This is a genomic window from Ruminococcus sp. (assembly GCF_016283395.1).
This window is the reverse complement of record NZ_JAEEMU010000032.1, coordinates 20,089-41,468: the sequence shown is the minus strand read 5'-3', so window position 1 is coordinate 41,468 and position 21,380 is coordinate 20,089. Positions and strand designations below refer to the sequence as shown.

The window sequence follows — 21,380 nt, the reverse complement described above, 5'->3', positions numbered from 1 at the left end:
ATGTTATTGTAATTCTGTTACCGAAACATCGGTAAGTTCAATTCCGGAACGATCATTTGCCAGGGCGTATCTGAACCCGTCATTTTTGAATACTACATTCCCTTGGAATTCGAGGAAATCATTGCCATACTTGTCTTTTATGGCGCAGACTACCTTACAGCTGTTATCATCATCGTAGCTGAAAATCTTAACATCTTCTTCCAGGTCGTTGATAAATATATCCTTTGTTATCATCAGGTCTTTAATATCATAATCGTCACAATCGTTTATGAAATAGTCCTTGATAGCATATGCTGCTGCACTTTCCATATTACGTCCTATAATGATATCATTTATCTTCCATTCGCCTTCTTCACAAACAAAGTCGAATTGCAGATTTGTGCCGACCTGTGATTTATCAGTGTTGATAAAAGGCTTGAAATTTGCAAACAGAGTTGCCGAGAAACCGTTTTTCTTTATTTTTACAACATTCGGATAGTTTGAATAGCTGCCGCTGTTAACGGGTGGATTATGGAACGTTGAAACGTAAAATCCGCCCTTATAGGTAATGAAATCAAGTGAATGATAGTTAACATCGGCTAAGTCTATATCCGAATTGTTTTCATAATTACTGAGATCCTTATCGAAATCGCTGTTTGAGAAAAGATAAGTGTACTGAGGCTCGATAATGAGTGTCTCATAGTCTTCGCCTGAGTTTACACTGAAAAGTCTGTCATAGAATTCAACTGTAAGCAGACTTTTTATCTCATTCTTCAGGTCATCACCTGACTGGATGTCCGCATCGGTAACTCTGTAATAGTGTTTTTCGGTTGCTTTCTTTCCCGGTACATCGGAATTATATACATTAAATGAAAGAGTATCATCAATATCTACACTTAATGCATGATTATAATATTTATTTTCGAGCTCCGCAAATCTGTTTGTGAGCTTGTAAGCTATTTCTGCATATTCTGATGCAATATCTTGTTTTCCTTCTTTTTCTGTGGCGATCTCTGAAACAGCTTCTGTAGGTTTTGTCTGGTCGGTAGCGGGATTATTCTTTTTGAATTTTATAAATGCCGTACCGCCCGAAATACCTGCCATGAGTATTACTGCCGCAGCTGCAATGCTTGTTATTCTTGATAATATTGGTCTGTTATACTGTTCAACTCCTCTTACTTCTGACTCATCATCGAAACCCACGTTATCTTTTTCCTGGTTATCCATATTGTACTTTTTTTCGCTCATTGCAAAAATTCTCTCCTTCTCAGCATCTGTGAGAACAGGGAATTCCTCCGAAATTTTGTCAATGATCATGTTATCAATCTCCTTAAATAAACTCAAATCAACCCCTCCTTGCCAATGCCTGCTTCTGCGAGGAGCAGTTTAAGTCTTTGTTTTGCGCGGCTGCTGCGCTTCTGAACGGCAGCAGATGACATAGAGATACTCTCAGCGATCTCTTTAGCTGTCCGGTTGTAATAATACTGCTGGATGATAATAGTTGAGTCGGGCTCTCCCAATTCCTTGATCTTTCCGAGAATGATACGTGATTGTTCCTTTCTTTCCGAATTTTCCATCAATGAGTCGTCAGAACGCAGTTCTTCCATGTTGTTTTCGTCTATAGAGAAATTCCTGTTGTTATGGACGCTGAGTCTGCGAAAAGCGTCTATAGCTGTATTCCTTGATATCGTACCTATGTATCCCTTGAGGTTGCCTGAAAAGTCAGTATTTACGTCAAAACGCTTATAAAGCTTCATGAATATATCACTGACGCAATCCTCGATATCCTCGCGAGTCCCACAATTTCTGAGGATATCTATAACTATCGCGTAGACATAGTTACAGTACAGGTCAAAGACTGCTCTGTGACATTTTGGTACAGACTGAGACATAAGCTCTTTCAGTTCGGCATCTGTCATCAGAAATTCCTCCTTTATTTTGAATGCATTCAATAAAAATAATCGAATGAATGGGCATATTTCAGACACTTTATTATACCATTTTTTCGCAAAAAAAGCAATAATTTTGAAAAACAGAAAAAAATTATTGAAAAACGATAATTTTCTATTGACAAATGATATTTTATGTGCTATACTATAGTCACAGTAAGAAAACTGAAAAAACTAAGAGGAGCGACGATATATGTGGAATAACAACAGATCTCTATTCTTATCCCGTGTACTTACCATAGCGGCAGCAGGTGTGGCTGTATTTGTTGCATTTTTCATACCTACCATAGCCGAATGGTATCAGTACGAAATGACAGTTGAAGCGGCAGGCATACTTGACAGAGAGACTATGTATCTGCCCATGTGCATAACCCTTTATGTATGTGACGCACTTGCACTGGCAGCACTCTGGAATTTACACGTACTTCTCGGCAATATCCGAAAGGACGAGGTGTTCATACCTAAGAACACAAGCTGTCTGCGCAGGATATCGTGGATATGTATGGCAGCAGGAGCTGTATGCATCATATTCGGGCTGTGGAGCTCAATATTCGCCTTTGTAGGAATGGTAGCCATAATGTTCGGGCTTATCATGCGCGTGCTGAAAAACGTGTTTGAGAAGGCTGTAGAGATAAAGTCGGAAAACGACTTTACTATATAAGGAGGTGTTTTCCATGCCGATCATAGTAAATCTTGATGTAATGATGGCGAAGCGGAAGATGTCCTCTCAGGAGCTTGCAGAAAGAGTAGGCATAACAACTGCAAATCTTTCCATACTGAAAACAGGCAAGGCAAAGGCAGTTCGCTTTTCTACTCTTGAAAGGATATGCGAGGAGCTTGAGTGTCAGCCGGGAGATATACTGGAATTCAGACGCGAATAGGGGGAAGGATATGGTAAGGGTGATATGGCGGATATTAAAGCTCATAGTAGCTGTTTTATTCGTGTTCGGACTGGTGGTTGCAGGCTATGAAGCATACAAGATAGCGCATTATATGAGAGAAGAGCCTGTTGTGACCGTAAAGGAACAGCTGATATTTTCACATCACTCAGAGGTGAAGCTGAGTGATGTGGCTGAATTTCAAAACTGCATAGACACAGAGATATCGAGTGCTCAATGGGAAGACGGCGGATACGAAAAGCTTACGATAATGAGCGACAGAAGCTCACTTATAGTAGGCGAGAAAACAGGAAAGCTCAATGTCATGATAGAGGCAAGGGCACACAGGAAAGTTGTTTCTCGGGTGATACAGATAACAATAGAATAATTCAGAAATAATACGGGGTAACGTATTTCCGCACATGGGGGCAAACTCTAAACATAGTATGCAGATATTTATAATAGGTCTTTGAGGAGGGATCGTTATGAAAAAAACAGCAGTTAAAAAGGTACATGAACTGAGACACACTTACGGCATAGACATGGCTCTGTGTGTATTTGATTTCCTTATCTGCTCGGTGCTGTGCGCAGGGGGCAGCGAATACCTGAATATCGCAGGCATAATCGCTCTTATAACAGCTGTCATACCCATAGGTTTCAAACGTCTCTACTTCAAGGACGAATTTATCCCTAAGTCAGTAGCAGCTGTAATGGCTGTCTACAGGGTGTTGCTGGCGGCACTTATGCTGTACGGTATCGACTTTTTTCTCATAGCAGGTGTATGATATGAAGGTAAGCGATGAGCTGAAAAAGGATCTCAGGACTATCGTTATGAGACTGCTGTTAGTTCTGTGTTTGCTGTTTATAGCAGTAACAGCCATTTTAATAAAAGAATACTTTGACGGTCATTTTACTCATTTTAATGCGGAGAGGACAGCAAGGATGGAAGAGATATTCGATATAAGGGTAGATGACAGCGTTAAGCTTATACGGTATGAAAATGACAGTACACTTGCTGCGATATATGAAAGTCTTGAGCTTGAAACAGACGATTATGAGCGGTTTATATCTGAGAATGTCAATGCAGTGACGGAGTTTGATGAAAAGCTGTAACGGCAGGGGATTTCTGTCATATAAGTATAAAGATGAGGATATAAAACTGAAAGTCAAATCGCTGGAGAAAGGAAATTATTTGATAACTTTGATACACTGGGATTAAAAAGATTTTAAGGAGGCATTAAAATGAAAGAGCAATGGAAAAAGGTACGTTACTGGTTTTTTATGTCATTGCTGACAACGCTGTTCATATTTATGCCGCTGATGATGTTTGTGACGGTGTACTGCGTTATAAACTTCCTGTGCAGCCTTGTAACTGCGATAGTCGTGTCATTTGACTGTTTTGCAAGACCTTATGTATGGTACTCGGGTACAGCCGTATTTATAACCTTTCTGCTGACTGCATATCTGGCAAGGGATATAGCAAATGAGGAATATGGCTCTATCATGGCAGCTGCGGAGATCATTGCTGTTATATTTCTTATGCCCATACCGCTGATTACGGGGTTAAGAGTATACAAAAAGGGTAAAAAAGCAGAAGCAGAGATGCTTCAAAACGGAGGAGACTATTATGGAGAATAATATGCTTAGCGGTTTTAATGAGAGCAACGCCTTTGTTGCTCAGCATGATGAAACGGAAAAGCCTGAATACACAAGGGTTGACGCTGTGATCTCGGTATTTGCAATGATAGCGGCGTTTTGTTTCGTGAGATATGTGCTGTTTCACGTAATGGGATTTGTCACTACGGGACTTTTCATTGCTATCATTTCCGCGGCGATAATATACTTGAAGAAAAAGGAGTGCGAGTTTTCGCGCTTCAATAAGCTGCTTGCAGCATTGCTGTATGTTTTCAGTACTGTATTTTCAATCACTGCAAATACTCTTATAAAAGACCTTGATGTTGTATTTCTCATCGGAGCAGGAGCGTATTTCGTTTACTCTGTGGGAGCTTCCAACAGGAATATCGACCGCTTTCTGCCATATGCCATGTGCAAGGCTGTGTTTGAATTCCCTTTCTCACATTTCGGCACACAGGGCAAAATAACCTCGGATATGCTTTCAAATTCAAAAAAGGCTTCAAACGCAAGATACATACTTATAGGACTTCTTATCACAGTACCTCTTACGGCAGTAGTTGCAGCTCTGCTCATGTCGGCTGACGACGGTCTTGAACGAATGTTGAACGGTATATTCGATAAGACTTTCGGCAATGATTTCTGGGAAAATACTCTCCAGCTCATAATAGCTCTGCCATGCTCAATGTACCTTTTCGGACTGTTTTATTCAAACGCTCACCGCAACGCTCTCAATGCACTTGATGAGCAGGCGTGTACACAAAAAATGTACAATATGCGCTTTCTGAGCAACCTTATCGTGTACACAGCAGTAACGCCCATATGTGTGCTTTATGTTCTGTTCTTCATTTCTCAGGCAGGATATTTTCTTTCAGCCTTTACAAATTCGCTCCCCGAGGGCTTTACCTATGCAGACTACGCAAGACGAGGATTTTTCGAGCTTTTTGCTATTGCACTCATCAACCTCGGAGTTACCTGCTTTATGAGCCTTTTCTCAAAGAAGACAGGCAGAGAGAAGCCCTTTGCACTTAAATTTTACAGCGTTATGATGAGCGTTTTCACTCTTATCCTTATAGCTACAGCCATGAGCAAAATGATAATGTACATCAACAGATACGGACTTACAGCACTGAGATTTTACACAAGCTGGTTTATGGTTCTCCTTGCAATAATATTCGTACTTATCATCGTAAAGCAGTTCAGGTTCGAGATGAAGATATCGAGGGATATATCCGCAGTATTCGTGCTTATGTTCGGACTTCTTTGCTTTTCACGTCCCGAGGCGGTCATTGCAAAGTATAATATCGAGATGTATAGATCAGGCTGTCTTGAAGAGCTTGATACGAAAACGCTGCTGAAAATGTCTGATGATGCTGTTCTTACGGCGTATAATGAGGACGTTGTGACAGAGGAAGAGATACTGCGCCACAGGTCATACAAGGACGAGCTGAGGGATTATAACCTCTCATCTGTGATACTCAACGAGAAAATGTCATAAAAACAAAAAAGCTCCCGTACCTCGGGAGTTTTTTGCTATATTATTTCAAGAAGAAAACAAAGATTGTTTTCAGCGTAAGATTGCCTATCACGGAGACTCCATATTCGGTATAGGGGGGAAGTCCGAACGACCAAGTGTCAAGGGTCTCCGCAGGGGACAAAGCCAAATTAAGCGGAGTTCGTACGGCTCAAAGCCGTAAATAGATATCTGCTTACAGACGGAGCAGATATTATCTTATATAATAGCGCATAAAACGGCATAAATCAATACTTTTGCGTGAAATGTACTTTTTTAGCGTGAAATGTGCATTTTTGTTCATTGTTCGTTAACATTTAACGGTTGTCGTGTAATAAATTACCGCCTCAGTAAAACTGAGGCGGTAATGCTATCTTGTATTTCGATATTAATATGCTATCATGATATCGGCTGTGAATATTTCTTTCTCGCATTTGAAAGAGAGGATACCGTCCAGCTGATCGACGGCTTCGCGGATACTGCTCACGCCTATGCCGTGACCGACACCTGTTTTGTTAGTTGTAAGGTTTTCGGTGTCCACCTCGTCAGAGGAATTCATGACGCATATCCTCAGCTTATTATCGTTCTGTACAATGGATATATAGATGAATTTTTCTTCCGAAGATGAACGGAGCACGCCTTCAATGGCATTGTCGAGGAGGTTTGCGATTATTCGGCACAGCGGAAGATCGTCTATATCCATTTTGTCGGTGATAATGACCTTGCACGAGAACTGTATGTTGTTCAGAAGTGCCTTTTTCCACTTCATATTAACGATAGCGTCAACAGACGAGATACCCGTATAGCAGATACGGCTCGCAGCAGAAAGCTTCTGATAGAGCTTGTTAAGATGCGCGATAGCCTCAGGACCTGAGCCCTGCTTGAACATTCTTCTTGCAGCAGCAAGCTGATTACTGATATCGTGCTTGAGCTGACGTATCTCGGTGTATTTCTCCTCAATGAGCCTGTAGTTTTCCTCCTCCGATTTAAGACGCTGTTCCATAAGCTTCAGCTCGATGGAATTGGAATAAGTATCGAAGAAGTCGAAAACGAATATGTTCAGCAGGAATATTCCTGCTACAGACAACAGGTACATCAGTGACCTGCGCGGAGCAAGCTCTGCGGTAATGAAGATACTGTTGAGTATTATAAGGCTCAGCAAAGGTACAAATATCACCAGCAGCCAGTTTCTGAAAGGGATATCTCTTTGCTTTGGTTTGAGGTATTCCGCGATATATATTGCTGCCCAGAAGCAAAATACCTTTCCGATAGCCATGCATATGTATCTTCCGAAGCCTGATGAGGTATTGTGCTCTGTAGCACCTATATTCATTATATCCAGAATAGCGGCAGGAGCGATCTCCGCCACAAGCAGCACAACAGCGAACAGCAGACAGTAGAATATGATACTTCGGACTTTGCTCTCAAACATCACAAATGAGGTAAGCATCATCATTGTAACAGCAATTCCAAGCTTGATCCACGGAGATACATCAGTAAAGGTCAAAGCCACGAAGATGCCGAAAAATCCGACAGCAGGGACGATGAGAAATTTAAGCGGATACCTGCATTCCTTTTTCATTATAAGAAAAAGGTAGAATATGATAAGACCGGCATCGAAAAGACAATTGATAGTTTCTATGATAAATTGGGAAGGTCTCATCTCAGCTCCACCTGCTTCTGCTGTAATCCATAAAACATTGTTTAATGTTTTTGATATGGTTTCTGCTTGCGAAGAGAGTTTCTCCGTTTATCAGAATTATTTCGTTTTTCCGTATGTAATCAATATTTATGATATTCACTATACTGCTTTTATCAAGTCGGGCAAATAGCAGGTCGGCAAATTGCGTTTCTATCTCGGAAAGCGTTCCCTTTGTGAAGAATTTGCCTTTTTTGGCGTGTATAAGCAGTTTATGTGAAAACACTTCTATATATATGATATCATCTGTAGGAAGCTTTTCCTCCTTGGTGCTGCCGTCAGCAGTAGCTATGACGTACCTTGTATTGCGGTAATACTCATGTACAGCATCGCTCAGCTGCTTCATATATATAGAACGGGGCTGATTTTTCAGTATATATCTGAAAGCTCTTACCTCGTAGCCCTGAACAGCGAATTTTTCATAGCTGGTCAGAAAGATGATTATGACCTTTTCGTCGATATCCCTGAGAAAACGGGCAGTTTCAACGCCGTTGAGACCTTTCATCTGGATATCGAGGATAATTACGGCATATTTTCCAGCGGTAAAATCCAGTATCAGCTCTCTGCCTGTTTTGAACTCAAAAAAGGTGAACTCATTCTCATATGACTGGAGAGCAATAAGGTCTTCTTTTACTTTAGTTATATATCTTTGTTCGTCGTCGCAAATTGCGATATTCAAATTTTGATCCCCCTTGACATGACCGTCCTGCTGTTTAAAAAAATGACAAAAACAACGTAAAACGGTTGATTGCACGTTCTGTCATATAACGATTTAATTATACTATGATATTCACACTTTGTCAATGGTTTAGAGGGGGGATTGTGCAAAAAAGTGAATGAACTATGAACAAAAGCGTACATTTCACGCTTAAAAATTACACTTCGCGCATTTTTATTGAAATTTACACCCAATTAACGCTATAATAGGTACAGTTATGGTTGTTATGTATCTGCTTTCAAAGCAGGGGATTACTTAAAAACGGTATGGGGATACCGTACAAAAAGATATTGACAGGAGAATTAACTATGAAATGCAGCATAATAATACCCTATTCTTACTCTACCGACAGAGCTATTAGAGTATTTCATTCACTCGAGAACCAGGACTTCAACCATGAAGAATACGAGCTTATCTTCGTAAACTACGGCGAAGGCAACGAACTTGCGGAGTATATCGCAAATTATGAGCCGAAAGTCAGAGTACGTTGTTTTGCACTTCCCAACGGCAGGATAGGTCAGGCAAAAAATCAGGGAATAAGGAGAGCTTCGGGCGAACTTCTTATATTCCTCAACGGAGATGAGATAGCTTCAAGGAACTTCGTTTCAGGGCACTATGACACATATAAAAAGTGCGGCAGACCGATAATGCAGTTTGGTCTTACAAAGGAAGTCTTTGAGGACGATGACAAGGTATTCTACGAAAACAGAGAGTTATTCAGGAACGGTATCCGTTACTGGCTCACAGAGCCCGAGAAATACGGGCTTGACAAGAAAAAGAGCTATTATTTCATTAAGGATATCCGTCTTAAAATGCTTGAGCCTTACAGCTATGATTTTGATAAGGTCCAGTATAAGATGATATTTACTCAGACATCTAATCTTTCTATCCCTATGGAATGTATCAGAAGATACGGCGGTATTGATGAGAATTTCCGCGAGCAGGAAATAGAGGACTGGGAGTTTGGCTACCGTATGATGAAAAACGGTGTGGATATCATATATAATCCAAAGGTTTCGGTTCTTCACCTTTACGAAAAGGAGAACTACGATGTCAAGCGTTATATCGAATGGAAAGATAACCTTGATACTATGCTGAGGAAGTATAATGACAGTTTCCTCAACGAGCTTGAAGAGTTCAAGAGCTTCTTTGACCCTGTACGCAGGGAGCGGATAAGAAAAAGTGAACCTGGCAAAAACATATGGCTTGAGATATACAAACATCTTGAGCGAAGTGCTTCAAAGCCTGTTTTTGCAAGTGCGAACTGACAATTTCTTTCAGCTGAGCCCTTGACCCTTCCCTGAATCAAGGGTCAGCTTTATTTAAAAATCGGTCTGTGGGTACTCACTCACTCATGGACTTATATACTCCTTCCTAAAGCTCCGTTATGCGGAGCTTTTTTTCTTTTTGCATAAAACATGATATGTGTTTGTTTATTTGCGGACGCGCAATGCGCGTCCCTACATAAATATATAAATCCCCGAATTGCTTCGGGGATTTCTTATTTTTCATTTGGAAGTGATATCGTAAACGAAGTACCGCCGAGGGGACTGTCCTCAACGGATATAGTTCCGTTATGGAGGTCGATAATCTCTTTTGCAATGGACAGCCCGAGACCAAAGTGTGAGCGGTCTGTACGGGAGCGGTCTGCACGGTAAAAGCGTTCAAAGATATGCTGTCGATCCTCTTCGGAGATACCGCAGCCACTGTCGGAAACGCGCACGATATGCTGCGAATTATCAACGCTGTAGGCTATCTCTATTTTTCCGTTTTCGGGAGTATAGCTTACGGCATTGTTGAGGAGTATGGATATTACCTGATTTATCCGCTCTGCATCTATCATAGCTTTCGGAATATTGTCATCAGGCAGCTTTACCGAAAGGCTTATATTTTTTTCCTTTGCAGGTGAAAGGAATGCCTCATAGCAGTCAAGGACAAGGGTATCAAGCTCTGTGGGAGCAGTTTGCGCAGTAAAGCTTCCGTTGTCCGAACGCGCAAGAGTGAGCAGATCCTCGGTGAGCAGAGCAAGTCGTTTGCCCTCTTTTCGGGCGATCTTTGAGAGATACTGCTGCTGCTCGCCCTCACTTGTCTCCATAGCATCAAGAGCGGACATGATAGTATTTACAGGATTTCTTATCTCGTGTGAAGCTGCCGCGATAAAGTGAGCCTGCTGCTGGTGAGCCTGTTTTACAGGCTTAAGGAGCAGCTTCGTAAAGAGGTAGGAAAATACAAAGAATACTATTGCCGCACCGAAAATTATGAGAATAAAGTATATTATGAGCTTTTTCAGCTGTTTTTGCTGGCTGTCGAGAGATTTTACGGCGTAGACCTCCGTTATGCTCTTGTCGCCCGAAATGAAGATCATGCCGACGTAATATCGGTGGTCTTTTGCCGAATAGCTGAATTCATCATGTGCAACAGAGCCTGTGTATCTGAGCCGCTGTATGTCCATGGAGAATTTGGACTTTATATCCTCCAGCAGCGCGGAGTTTTCTTCGCTCATGCCCTGGGAGGTGGACAGCATAGCCTTGCCGTTATCATAAATGTAAAGCTGATAGCTGTAATTCATATTTATATTCATAAGCCAGCTCTGCGAGATAACGTGGTCTTTTGAAAGAGTAGAGCTGAAATTTGCGATATCGGTCTTAAAGCTTATGAAAGAATTTTTTTGTATGTTGTTCCAGCTGAGATAAAGATACAGCAACGACATGACTGCAACAACAAGAGTGCAGACTCCGGTAAACAGCATGGTAAGCCGTATGTGGACTTTCCTGAACATACTCAGCCCTCCGTTGAAAGACGGTAGCCGATGCCGTGAACAGTTTTTACAGATGAGGAGCTCCCCACCTTTTTCAGTCGTCTGCGGACGAAATAGATATAGTTGTCAAGGTTGCCGTCCTCGATCTCGTAATCTGCGCCCCATATCCTTGCAAGTATAGTCTGACGGGAGAGAGTCTGGTTTGGATTACGCATAAACAGCTCAAGGAGCTCGCTCTCCTTATTGGAAAGGGTACAGCTTTCAGCAGGACCTGTCAGCATCTTGCTCTCGGCATTATAGCTTATATCACCTACAGTGAGCTTTTCAAGGCTCTCGATGCCCGTGGGACGGCGCAGCCTGCACCTGATACGCGCCATAAGCTCGCCGAATTCATAGGGCTTTACCATATAGTCGTCAGCACCGCAGTCCAGACCTGTTATCTTATCGCTGAGCTCTCCAAGAGCCGTAAGCATAATAACGGGAGTTTCATTGCCGTTCCTGCGCATTTCCGAAAGTATAGTAAGACCGTCCTTGTGTGGGAGCATACAGTCAAGCAGTACAAGGTCGTAGGCATTGCGGCTGAGGTAGTAGTCAGCGTCCTCGCCGTCAAAGCAAAGGTCAGCGGAAAATCCCTCTTTTTCAAGGCGGAATTGCAGCAGAGTACACTGTTCCTTGTCGTCCTCTATAATAAGTATACGCATAGAAGATTTCCTTTCGTTTTTTGTAAAGCCTTTAGCCCTTAGCCATGAGCCCTTAGCCGAAAGTGTTTGCTTGCGCTCACAATATTTAAATAATTCGCCGAAGGCGACACATTGGCTAATAGCTAACGCCTAAAGGCTAACGGCTAATATAATTATTATAGCACATAATATGCGGCTTGGAAAGTTTTAGAGAAAAATTAGAGATTAATTAGAGGAAAATTAGAGAATTATTAGAGGAGTTTTAGAGATTGATGTGATATTATGGTATCATAAAGACAGGAGGTACACAAAAATGAACTCACTTAAAAAGACTTTAGCTGTTATAATGTCACTTGCAATGCTTGCACCTCTGACATCATGCAGCAGTGAAAAAGAAAAAGCTACAGAAGTAAAGCTACTTTCATCAAAGGGCGGCTATGCCGAATCTAAGGTAGAAGGCAGGCTTTATGATATGCAAAGTGCTTCCGAGTTTGTTACTATCGGCGAAAAGACAGGTGTAATTTCCGCGTGGGCAAGAGAGCTTGTTTACATATCCAAGGACGGCACAAGAGTATTCAGAAGCGAAGTCGATGATCTGATTAAAAATGATGATGACGATATATATGCTGTCTATGCGGCATCTGATAATGGCTTAGTTGTATGTAAGGACGGCGATACCTGTGTCATAAATTCCGAAGGTGAATGTAACAAGGTCACAGGTGCGGATTATATTTACAATTTTGAATTTGCCGATAACGGCAAGCTTTACGGTCTTAATTATGATGCGCTGTATGAAGTGGATATCAATACAGGTGCGGCTAAGAAACTGGCAGATAAAGGAGAACGTATAAACTTCTTTGACATCATAGGAAACAGGATATTCTACGGCGACAGAGACGGCGTACATATTTTCGATATTGAAAAGAACTGCGAGGCAGAAGTTCCCGATGTTCTTGCCGATCTGATGAGCAAGTACAAGGCTGAAAAAAGCGATGCCGAACACGCTCTTGACATATGCGCAGGAAATAATGATGATATATATATCGGCTGTGAGGACGGACTTTATCACTACTCATGGGGCGGAAACTTTGCAGAGCAGATAATCGATGGTCTTATAAGCCGTTTCGGTGATCCCTCCGATCGGTTCGGTACCATATACTGCGCACCTGACGGGACTATATATGCCACATTCAACAGCGGTATGTACAAATACGTCTATGATCCCGAGATTGAAAACGCTGTGACCTCAGAGCTTAAAGTATACAGTCTTGAAAAGAACAGCACCATTTCACAGATAGTCAGCAGCTTTGCTGCGGACAACAGAAATATCAAGGTAGATTATCAGGTGGGCATGAAGGAAGGTCTGACCTACAGTGACGCCATGAAGGAGCTTACCACTCAGATACTGTCTGGAAATGCTCCCGATGTCATAGTCATTGACGGACTTGACAATGATAACCTCATTGAAAAGAATATGCTCACAGACCTTTCCAAATATGAGGATAAATGGCTGCCTGACAGCGATATTCTTGATAATATTGCAAAATGGAACACCGAGGACGGCAAGCTTTACAGTGTTGCCTGCAAATTCCGTATACCTGCCGTAGGTGCGGAGAGGAAAGACCTTGATAAAATAAAGTCCTTTGCAGATGCAGCCGACCTCTGCGAGAAATACCGCAAGGAAAAAGATCCTCATTATACTATCTTAGACTTTTTCGATGAGACCGATCCTATCCGCATGGGACTTATGTATGAGGGAAACAAGCTCCTCAGCGGCACTCCCGATAAAGCAGCCTTTGAAAAGTTTTATGAAAGCTGTGCAAAGCTGTATAATAACGATAAATCGCCAAGCGAAATGGATACCTATGTTATTTCAAGCACCGACAGCGATGAGGCAAGCTCCGAATACTTTTTCGGTACAAGATATATGGCAGAGAAGATGAATAAGAACGTTATTGCTCTGGGTGCATTGAATGGCTTTGAAAATGAACTTAATGTAGTAACTTCATTAATGAAGATAGATAATGATATAGATGCAGCATACAGATACGGCATGGAAAGTGACAAATGCTTTGTACCCAACTGCAATATAGCTGTAAGCGAGTCAAGCAAGAATAAGGAAGATGCATTCAGATTCATAGCCTCCGCACTTGGTGAGGAAGCTCAGGAAATAGAACATTCTGACGGCTTCCCTGTAAATAAGGCTGCGCTTGAAGGCTTTTATGAAATGAACAAAGATGCTGATAATGTCTATTCATTATATGTACCGCCTTTTGACAGCAATGAAGATGGAGAGGGAACTGAGGTGGATATGGAATGGATGACAGATGATGAGGCTAAGGAGTTCGACAGCTATATCAAAACTCTCTCCGAGCCTGTATTCATAAAGTATCCCATAAGAGAGATAATCGAGGACGCAGGAAAGAAGTGCATAGAAGGCACTGTAACTGCGGAGCAGGCTGCCGAGGATACTGTAAAGCAGCTTGAGCTGAAAATGAAAGAATAACTATGACAAATAAAGTATTTTCGCGGAGAAAGCTTGGATATCTGCCCTTCCTGCTGCCGAGCCTTGCAGGAGTGCTTATATTTACGTTCCTGCCCTTTGCGGACTCTCTGCGCAGGTCGTTCTGTACAGCTGTAACGGGTGATTTTGTTGGGGTAAACAATTATAAAGCTGTATTCAGTAACGAAGCATTCAGGCTTGCTGTAAAGAATACTTTAAAATTCGTGGGAGTATGTCTGCCGCTGCTCATATCCGTTTCATTTTTAGCAGCATACGCCCTCAGCAGGCTCAAATACATCAGGCTCATAAAGTCTGTGCTTTTGTTTCCGCTGGCAGTTCCTACCGCAGCCCTTGTGCTGGTGTGGCAGATACTTTTCAGCGACACAGGCTATATAAACAATATCCTTACCTCTCACGGACACAGCGCGGTAAGCTTTCTGAGCTCATCGGCTTCATTCTGGGTGCTGGTGGGAAGCTATATATGGAAAAACCTCGGATACACGGTGCTTCTCTGGCTTACGGGCATAATGAGCGTATCCACAGCTGTAATTGATGCTGCGAAGGTGGACGGTGCAAATGACAGGCAGATACTTTTCCGTATCATACTGCCCGAACTTAAACCTACACTTTATACTATCACAATAATATCATTCCTTAACTCCTTCAAGGTATTCCGCGAGGCATATCTTGTAGCAGGAGCATATCCCGACCAGCACATCTACCTTTTGCAGCATCTTTTCAATAACTGGTTCGTGAATATGGACCTTGACAAAATGGCAGCGGCAGCAGTGATCGTATTCGCTGTCATACTTGGGGCGATAGTGCTGCTCAGAAAGGCATGGGACAAGGAGGAACAGACATGACAAAAAAGCTTCGCATACCCTCAGTGTATGCTGTAATGGCAGTAATATGCATCGTTGTTATGTTTCCGCTGTTTCTTGCAGTTATACTTCCATTGCAGTCCTCAGACGAGCTTTCAAAGACACTTTCACCCCTTATCAACTTCAAGGGAACTTATTCAAAGATAGACTATATCGCTCAGTACCCTACGCTGAATAACTTCAAAGAGCTGCTGTTATACACCCCCGATTTTTACAAGGTATTCTGGAACTCATTCCTGATAACGGGAGCTATACTGCTTTTTCAGACACTTGCAGCTGTACCTGCGGCGTGGGCGTTTGCAAGATTCAAATTCAAAGGACGAAAGCTTCTGTTTGATATATACATAATATTTATGCTCATACCGTTTCAGGTAACGATGCTTTCACAGTATCTTGTCATAGACGGTATGAAGCTCATGAACAATCGTCTTGCAGTCATACTGCCTGCGATATTTTCGACCTTCCCTGTATTTCTCATATATCGCGGCTTTGCGGACATCCCCCGTGATGTGGCGGACTCCGCAAGGATAGACGGTGCAAACGAATGGCAGGTACTCAGGTATATCGGACTTCCTCTCGGGAAGGCAGGTATACTTGCCTGCGTGGTACTTAGTTTTCTCGACCTCTGGAATATGGTGGAGCAGCCGCTGACATTTCTCAAAGACAAGCGGCTGTATCCGCTGTCACTGTATCTGCCCATGCTTGGAGCAGAGAGGGGAGAGATGCTTTTATCTGCGGCAGTAGCCACACTTGTGCCTGCGGTATTCGTGTTCGTTATAGGGCAGGACGAGCTTGAACAGGGAATTATCGCTTCTGCCCTCAAGGAGTAGACAATGAAAGAAAAGATAAAACAGAGAGCAATAAAGTATTTTCTGATATTTCTTGCAGCAATGCTCATACTGACCTTTGCTTCACGAATGTTGTACACAGAGCGTATGCCCCGTGTGAACTGTATGTCCATAAGCAGAAAGAGCATATCTCACGAATTTGAATACAACGGAACAGTTGAAGCATTGAAGAGCCAGCCTGTTTTCATTCCCGAGGGACTGAGAGTAGCGGAGCTGGACGTTGAGTGCGGAGACAGAGTTATAAAGAATCAGACCATTATGAAGCTGGACATGGAGTATCTCCACAAGAAAGCAGCAATGCTGGAAAAGGATATTGCCGAGCAGCTTGAAACTGCCTCCGCTTATTCCAACGACGGCAGTATACCTGTGTTTACGGAAGCAGGACTGCGTACCGCTGAGGTATATGTGAAAGCAGGCGACAGCGTTTCCGCGGGACAGAAGCTCCTGCGTATTGACAGCGAGCATCTCAGCCGCCGCATAGCCGATATACAGAACAGTCTCAACGCGGATATCTCCACCCGTGAGGGCTATTTTGAAAACGAGGATCAGCACTCAGCCGATACCATTACAAACAGTATCGAAGAAAAGCAGCGTGAGCTGGACAGATACACAGAGATATACAACAACGGCTGTATAGTTTACAGCAGCACGGCAGGAGTGGTCACAGGCGTCCTTGTCAGGGCAGGCGATGTGACGAGCGAGTCGGCGGCAGTACTCATAAACAGCGATCCCACAGTTTGCTACGGACTTGCCGAAAAGCAGGAAAGGCTGGAAGCACTGAGGAAGCTTGACGAGACAAACGGTTTCATATACAGTCCCTCAGAGGGCATCATAACCTCGAAAACTGTCTCATTAGGTGAGCTTACTTCTGAAAACGCGGCGTTGATAGTCTCTGATATGTCGGGAGGTATAGTTTTCAGGACAGTTGTAGATGATGACAGCATAGAATATATATCCGTGGGGGATAAATTCAAGCTGAAATTCAGAAACGGCAGGATAAAAAAAGAAAACTGCGAAGTAAAGCGAATTTACAAGGCAGCTGAGGGCAGCGGATATACAGTTGAGCTGGCTATTGAGTCCGATGACGAGCTTAAAGCAGGAGAGATAGGCGTTATGAAAGGAAGTGTTCTTTCCGAGGACACGTATGACTGCATACCGCTCAATGCTATCGAATTCGGAGCAAGCGAGACAAGAGGAGAGATATTCATTGCAGAGGAGAGCGAGGGATTTTTCGGAAAGGAATACACAGCGAAGAAATACAGCGTAAATATAAGAGATAAAAATAATACAGATGCAGGGATAGATGATCTCGGACTTGATCCGAAATCGAAGATCATAATTTCCTCATCGAAGAAACTTTACGACGGACAAAAGGTAAGATAATAATAAAAACACCCCTTAAAGGCAGACAAGTCAAGCTTGTCCGAGCCTTTAAGGGGCGTTGTATTTCTGGTTGATAGACTGTTATAGGTGGGAAGTGCGTAATATTAATATAATTGATGAAGCTCTTTTAACAGTAGCTTGTGCTTGGGGGAGTTATTCAAATACTACGCCCCAGCCCGCGCTGACCTTACGATACAAGCGCATTTTTTCCTTCTTTTTCTGGACTTTAAGCAGTGCAAATGCTGCGATAACGACCACAATGGTGAGGAAAGCACCAATGATTATTCCTACCACGCCCTTCACAACGAAGAGTGAGAGACACCAGATAATGATAGCAGCAACAATAATGATCGGCAGACAGAAAGAAGTAAAGCTTCTGTTCTTGATCTTGATATAGTGCTGGATATCTCTTAAACTGAAGCACTCATAATTACGGGCAATAAAGTTATCAGGCTGTGCCCATTTGCAGAATGCGGCGAGGTTCTCGAACTTTGCCGTATAATCCTGATAATCATGGAATTTCTCGTTATATCTTGTAACGCGGTAGTAAACAATAACTGCTGCGCCCTGCTGTTCAGCGTCCATGACATGGATGATAGTACCCACATCAGCCTGACCTCTCATAGCTTTGGTAACGAGAAATTTACGGTCTATCGCTTCATCGATATTGAGCAAGTAATTCATGGCTATCCCTTTCCTTAACGCGAATTATTAACTGTACATTTACACACAAAATACAGGTATTGACATAATATAGAAATCATATAATGACCTCGTAAAATTCATTATAGCACAAAACTACGAAAAATGCAATACTTTACTTAAATTATTTGTGTGGCTTAATGATAGTTCATTAATTTATTACCAATACAGGTAAAAAACGCGGTAAATGAACTATCAGAGCTTCTTCTTGAAGTTCAGATTTGCTTTTGCGACTTTCTTTCTGTCTTTTGCCTGCTTGAGCATATCTTCCTTTGACATACCGTCGCCTGCACCGCTTTCGCCGCCTGTACTTGTATCATCGTCATCGTCAAGGAAACTGTTGAGTCTCTTTTTGAAAGCATTCTCGCCGTTAGACTTGGAAGTAAGAGTAACACTTACGCTCTGCTGAGGCTGCTGATAGAGACTTCTCATTGTTGAGCTTGCGCCATGAACAGAAGGACCTGTATAACCCTGTCTGTAAGGAGCAGCGTTCATGCCCTGCTGATACATTGAGTTCTGCATATTTCCGCCATAAGGACCCGGCTGAGGATAGCCGCCCTGCTGCGGATAGCCCTGCTGTGGGTAGCCGTGAGGATAGCCGCCCTGCTGTGGGTAGCCGCCCTGTGGGTAACCCTGCTGAGGATAGCCGCCCTGTGGGTAGCCCTGCTGAGGATAGCCGCCCTGTGGGTAGCCCTGCTGAGGATAACCCTGCTGTGGATAACCGGGCTGCTGTGGGTAGCCCTGCTGCTGAGGATAACCCTGCTGCTGACCTACAAGGTTCGGGAAGCCGCTTGCGCCCTGCTGCTGAGCCTCTTCGGGATGCTCATAGAGAGAGTTAGCTGCGCCCTCGTCCTTATTATCTGCATTGAATGGATTAGCAGAATCAACGTTAACGTCGTCTGCAAAATCAGCGGGCGCACCGAGAGATGCCTCATCATAACCGCTGAGGAAATCAGGAGCAGCTGATGCAGGCGCAAGGGTAGCTGCTGCAACTTCTTCGTCAGGTGAAAGTACCACCTTACAGCTGCTGTTATCGACACTCGAATTTACCAGCAGAGACAGAGCCTCGTCTTCAGGCTTGAAATAGCTGAAATCGTCAAGAGAAATAACGATCATCTGCTTAGCGATCGTGTGCTTTTTAGTAATGATAGACATTACTGCTATTCTTTCTGCGGGTACATCTTCTACAGAACCTTCATTGATCGAAACAGTGGAAACTCCCGAAAAGATGTCGCCCGAATCAGCGACTATAAGACATAAACAAGCATCGTATGTTGCGAGCTCAGGTCTTTTTTCTTTTAATGTTTCAGCAAAATTCTTGGCTGTATTGTAGAGAGTGCTAATTTCCATATCAAACACCACTTTTCTTAAATTATTAAACGCTCCTGCGTTAGTTACTTAAAGCTTATGTCAGACTTTCTTATCAAGCATAGCTGCTTTTCTTTGTGCTGCAGCCTTCTTGTTTTCATCGACTCTTTTGTTTATAAGGTCGATCCTGTCTTTCAGAAGATCCTCATTATATATACAAGCAAGGGAAATATCGTCCTCTGTACCGAAATGAGATCTTTTGCTGAGGTTATTGACTATGATGTTTTTGAAGGTCTCAAGGTTAACGAGCTGGCTTGTGATTATGGTATGATAATCAAGGAAGTCATACTCACTGCCGAAGGAAGTATACAATCCGTCGGTAGAACCGTAAAGGGCGATGAGTTTTTTATTCGGTGCGTAAAAGCTGCTGAACAGTGATGCAGCGTTTGAATTACATACCGAAGCAGTTACGTTGGCAGGTGCGGATTCGTTATACTCCATAGGCATAACAGCTCTTCCGTCCTCGAATAAAGCTACGAGACTTCCGTCGCCTATCTGTACGCCGAAGGTATAATTATCTCCTGATATTCCTGCAACGAGGGTAGTGCCGTAATATGACTCGGGCAGGATAGCCTCAAATTCTTCTGGTGTAAAGTTGCTTTTCTCATCATCGGTAACGGGGTTTTCAGCCAGATGCTTTTCAACCTTCACATTCCAGTTTGAGATAATCTGCTTTTCTATATTTTTTATTATGAATTTATGATTAGTCGGAAGATTTGCTTCCAGAGCCTCACGATCCTCATAAAAGCGGTCTATAGCTTCGATAGTAGCTTCAACAGCGAATTTTGAACCGAGGTGGCTCCTGAAATGCTTTTTGCTTCCGTGACCGTCAGCAACTACAGCTATGGCGTAGTGATCGCCGACTTTAAAAGCAGAGCTGTCCTGACAAACCAGATTGGTCTTTTCATGGCTTGCGCCCATGACCGAGTGGTTAAAGCCGTTGAACATATTTTTTCAGTCCTCCTCCCGAAATTATAATGATATTACCAACCTGTATCGAAGGGGACGTCATCTCCATCGGTCTGGGTGCTAACAAGTTCCTGGATCTGCTGACCGAGGAGTTTCTGCTTAGCAGCAAATACATCTTCTTCTCCGAGCTCATGGCTTGTATCATCAGAGAGAGTCATACTCTTACTTCCGATCTGAGAAGAGGTTACAGCGATGATCTTGATCATCTGAGCAAGCTGTCCGCCTGAGTAAGCGTGAACAACTGTATCCTTTGAGCCTGTAAACTCAGCAAGGATATTGTCATTAGCTTCCTGACCGATACCGAGAGCGGCTTTAAGACCGAACTTGTACCAGCTGTTTGTCTGAAGCTCTCTCAGACCTTCCTTATAGTCATCTGACGGATAACCGTCTGTCATAAGGAAGATAACAGGAGCGAATGACAGAGAAGGTGAATTGAGGAAGCTGTTTCTTGACATTCTGTGGTTGAGCTCCTTGAAAGCTGCGCCCATACTTGTAACGCCGCTTGCACGGAGTCTTGCCCATTCAAAATCTTCTATCGGGATAGGATTTGAATACATCCATCTTACCTCGGTAGAGAATGTAAGAACAGCGATCTTTACATCTGTATCAGCCTCGCCGACTCTGCGTATCTCAGGGATAAGCTCTTCCATAACGGTATTGAGCTCGCCCATTTTCTTGCCCTTCATACTTCCTGAAGTATCAATGAGGAAGAATATAACGAGGCTCTTTTTGGAAACGCTTGTCGCACTGAGTGGATCGTCATCAAAATCGAGAATGCTGTCGTCGGATACGGGAGCTGAAGAAGCTGCAGAAGAAACTGTCTCTGCATTATCGAAATCGTCCAGAGGAGAAACGTTTTTGTTCACTTCCGGTTCTGTAACATGTTCATTGCTCATAATTTACATACATCCTTTCAGTAA

General features: G+C 42.9%; 22 protein-coding genes. 12 read left to right on the top strand and 10 right to left on the bottom strand.

Annotated features, from left to right (window positions below; genetic code table 11):
* Window positions 1–3: 3 nt before the first annotated feature.
* Window positions 4–1,296 (bottom strand): hypothetical protein, encoded by a 1,293-nt coding sequence (locus QZZ41_RS00775; RefSeq protein ID WP_295066790.1) that lies wholly within the window; start codon window positions 1,294–1,296, stop codon window positions 4–6.
* Window positions 1,297–1,319: 23 nt separating this feature from the next.
* Window positions 1,320–1,898: a sigma-70 family RNA polymerase sigma factor gene (locus QZZ41_RS00770; RefSeq protein WP_295066788.1), complete on the bottom strand. Its 579-nt coding sequence runs from the start codon at window positions 1,896–1,898 to the stop codon at window positions 1,320–1,322.
* A gap of 223 nt (window positions 1,899–2,121) precedes the next feature.
* Between QZZ41_RS00770 and QZZ41_RS00765 the strand changes: the two genes are divergently transcribed.
* From QZZ41_RS00765 to QZZ41_RS00735, 7 genes are all read left to right on the top strand, one after another.
* Window positions 2,122–2,589: a DUF2975 domain-containing protein gene (locus QZZ41_RS00765; protein ID WP_074715141.1), complete on the top strand. Its 468-nt coding sequence runs from the start codon at window positions 2,122–2,124 to the stop codon at window positions 2,587–2,589.
* Between the two features lie 13 nt (window positions 2,590–2,602).
* Entirely contained in the window at window positions 2,603–2,809 is a 207-nt protein-coding gene (locus QZZ41_RS00760; protein ID WP_295066784.1) for a helix-turn-helix transcriptional regulator, read from the top strand.
* A gap of 10 nt (window positions 2,810–2,819) precedes the next feature.
* Window positions 2,820–3,194, top strand: a complete 375-nt coding sequence (locus QZZ41_RS00755) for a hypothetical protein (RefSeq protein WP_295066782.1) — start codon at window positions 2,820–2,822, stop codon at window positions 3,192–3,194.
* Between the two features lie 97 nt (window positions 3,195–3,291).
* Window positions 3,292–3,591 carry a hypothetical protein gene (locus QZZ41_RS00750; RefSeq protein ID WP_295066780.1) on the top strand — a complete coding sequence of 100 codons (300 nt, stop codon included), beginning with the start codon at window positions 3,292–3,294 and terminating at the stop codon, window positions 3,589–3,591.
* Between the two features lies 1 nt (window position 3,592).
* Entirely contained in the window at window positions 3,593–3,919 is a 327-nt protein-coding gene (locus QZZ41_RS00745; protein ID WP_295066777.1) for a hypothetical protein, read from the top strand.
* A 129-nt stretch (window positions 3,920–4,048) separates the two neighbouring features.
* Complete coding sequence (locus tag QZZ41_RS00740; protein WP_295066775.1) at window positions 4,049–4,444, top strand: hypothetical protein; 396 nt, start codon at window positions 4,049–4,051, stop codon at window positions 4,442–4,444.
* Window positions 4,434–5,936, top strand: coding sequence for a DUF4153 domain-containing protein (locus QZZ41_RS00735; RefSeq protein ID WP_295066773.1), 1,503 nt, complete (start codon window positions 4,434–4,436; stop codon window positions 5,934–5,936). The genes QZZ41_RS00740 and QZZ41_RS00735 overlap by 11 nt, the downstream gene beginning before the upstream one ends.
* 403 nt (window positions 5,937–6,339) lie before the next feature.
* On the opposite strand, the gene QZZ41_RS00730 is transcribed toward QZZ41_RS00735, so the two are convergent.
* On the bottom strand, window positions 6,340–7,614 hold the full coding sequence (locus QZZ41_RS00730; protein ID WP_295066771.1) for a sensor histidine kinase: 1,275 nt from the start codon (window positions 7,612–7,614) through the stop codon (window positions 6,340–6,342).
* Window position 7,615: 1 nt separating this feature from the next.
* On the bottom strand, window positions 7,616–8,329 hold the full coding sequence (locus tag QZZ41_RS00725) for a LytTR family DNA-binding domain-containing protein (protein ID WP_074715121.1): 714 nt from the start codon (window positions 8,327–8,329) through the stop codon (window positions 7,616–7,618).
* A gap of 347 nt (window positions 8,330–8,676) precedes the next feature.
* Here QZZ41_RS00725 and QZZ41_RS00720 point away from each other — a divergent pair, with 347 nt between their 5' ends.
* Complete coding sequence (locus tag QZZ41_RS00720; protein WP_295066768.1) at window positions 8,677–9,636, top strand: glycosyltransferase; 960 nt, start codon at window positions 8,677–8,679, stop codon at window positions 9,634–9,636.
* Window positions 9,637–9,869: 233 nt separating this feature from the next.
* On the opposite strand, the gene QZZ41_RS00715 is transcribed toward QZZ41_RS00720, so the two are convergent.
* Complete coding sequence (locus QZZ41_RS00715; protein WP_295066766.1) at window positions 9,870–11,147, bottom strand: cell wall metabolism sensor histidine kinase WalK; 1,278 nt, start codon at window positions 11,145–11,147, stop codon at window positions 9,870–9,872.
* 2 nt (window positions 11,148–11,149) lie between these two features.
* Entirely contained in the window at window positions 11,150–11,827 is a 678-nt protein-coding gene (locus QZZ41_RS00710; RefSeq protein WP_295066764.1) for a response regulator transcription factor, read from the bottom strand.
* A gap of 292 nt (window positions 11,828–12,119) precedes the next feature.
* On the opposite strand from QZZ41_RS00710, the gene QZZ41_RS00705 reads away from it, so the two are divergent.
* From QZZ41_RS00705 to QZZ41_RS00690, 4 genes are read left to right on the top strand one after another with little or no spacing between them, the layout of a single operon-like run.
* Entirely contained in the window at window positions 12,120–14,312 is a 2,193-nt protein-coding gene (locus QZZ41_RS00705) for an extracellular solute-binding protein (RefSeq protein WP_295066762.1), read from the top strand.
* 2 nt (window positions 14,313–14,314) lie between these two features.
* On the top strand, window positions 14,315–15,172 hold the full coding sequence (locus QZZ41_RS00700; RefSeq protein ID WP_295066759.1) for a carbohydrate ABC transporter permease: 858 nt from the start codon (window positions 14,315–14,317) through the stop codon (window positions 15,170–15,172).
* A complete protein-coding gene (locus QZZ41_RS00695) occupies window positions 15,169–16,020 on the top strand; it encodes a carbohydrate ABC transporter permease (RefSeq protein ID WP_295066757.1) in 852 nt (283 codons plus the stop codon). Before QZZ41_RS00700 ends, QZZ41_RS00695 begins: the two co-directional genes overlap by 4 nt.
* A gap of 3 nt (window positions 16,021–16,023) precedes the next feature.
* Complete coding sequence (locus QZZ41_RS00690; RefSeq protein WP_295066754.1) at window positions 16,024–17,421, top strand: biotin/lipoyl-binding protein; 1,398 nt, start codon at window positions 16,024–16,026, stop codon at window positions 17,419–17,421.
* A gap of 153 nt (window positions 17,422–17,574) precedes the next feature.
* On the opposite strand, the gene QZZ41_RS00685 is transcribed toward QZZ41_RS00690, so the two are convergent.
* The 4 genes from QZZ41_RS00685 to QZZ41_RS00670 all read right to left on the bottom strand — a co-directional run bounded on the left by QZZ41_RS00685 (window position 17,575) and on the right by QZZ41_RS00670 (window position 21,356).
* Entirely contained in the window at window positions 17,575–18,105 is a 531-nt protein-coding gene (locus tag QZZ41_RS00685; protein WP_074715099.1) for a hypothetical protein, read from the bottom strand.
* A gap of 213 nt (window positions 18,106–18,318) precedes the next feature.
* On the bottom strand, window positions 18,319–19,473 hold the full coding sequence (locus tag QZZ41_RS00680) for a hypothetical protein (protein WP_295066751.1): 1,155 nt from the start codon (window positions 19,471–19,473) through the stop codon (window positions 18,319–18,321).
* A gap of 60 nt (window positions 19,474–19,533) precedes the next feature.
* Window positions 19,534–20,439, bottom strand: a complete 906-nt coding sequence (locus QZZ41_RS00675; protein ID WP_295066748.1) for a PP2C family serine/threonine-protein phosphatase — start codon at window positions 20,437–20,439, stop codon at window positions 19,534–19,536.
* Between the two features lie 35 nt (window positions 20,440–20,474).
* Window positions 20,475–21,356 carry a VWA domain-containing protein gene (locus QZZ41_RS00670; protein WP_295066746.1) on the bottom strand — a complete coding sequence of 294 codons (882 nt, stop codon included), beginning with the start codon at window positions 21,354–21,356 and terminating at the stop codon, window positions 20,475–20,477.
* Between the last annotated feature and the right edge of the window lie 24 nt (window positions 21,357–21,380).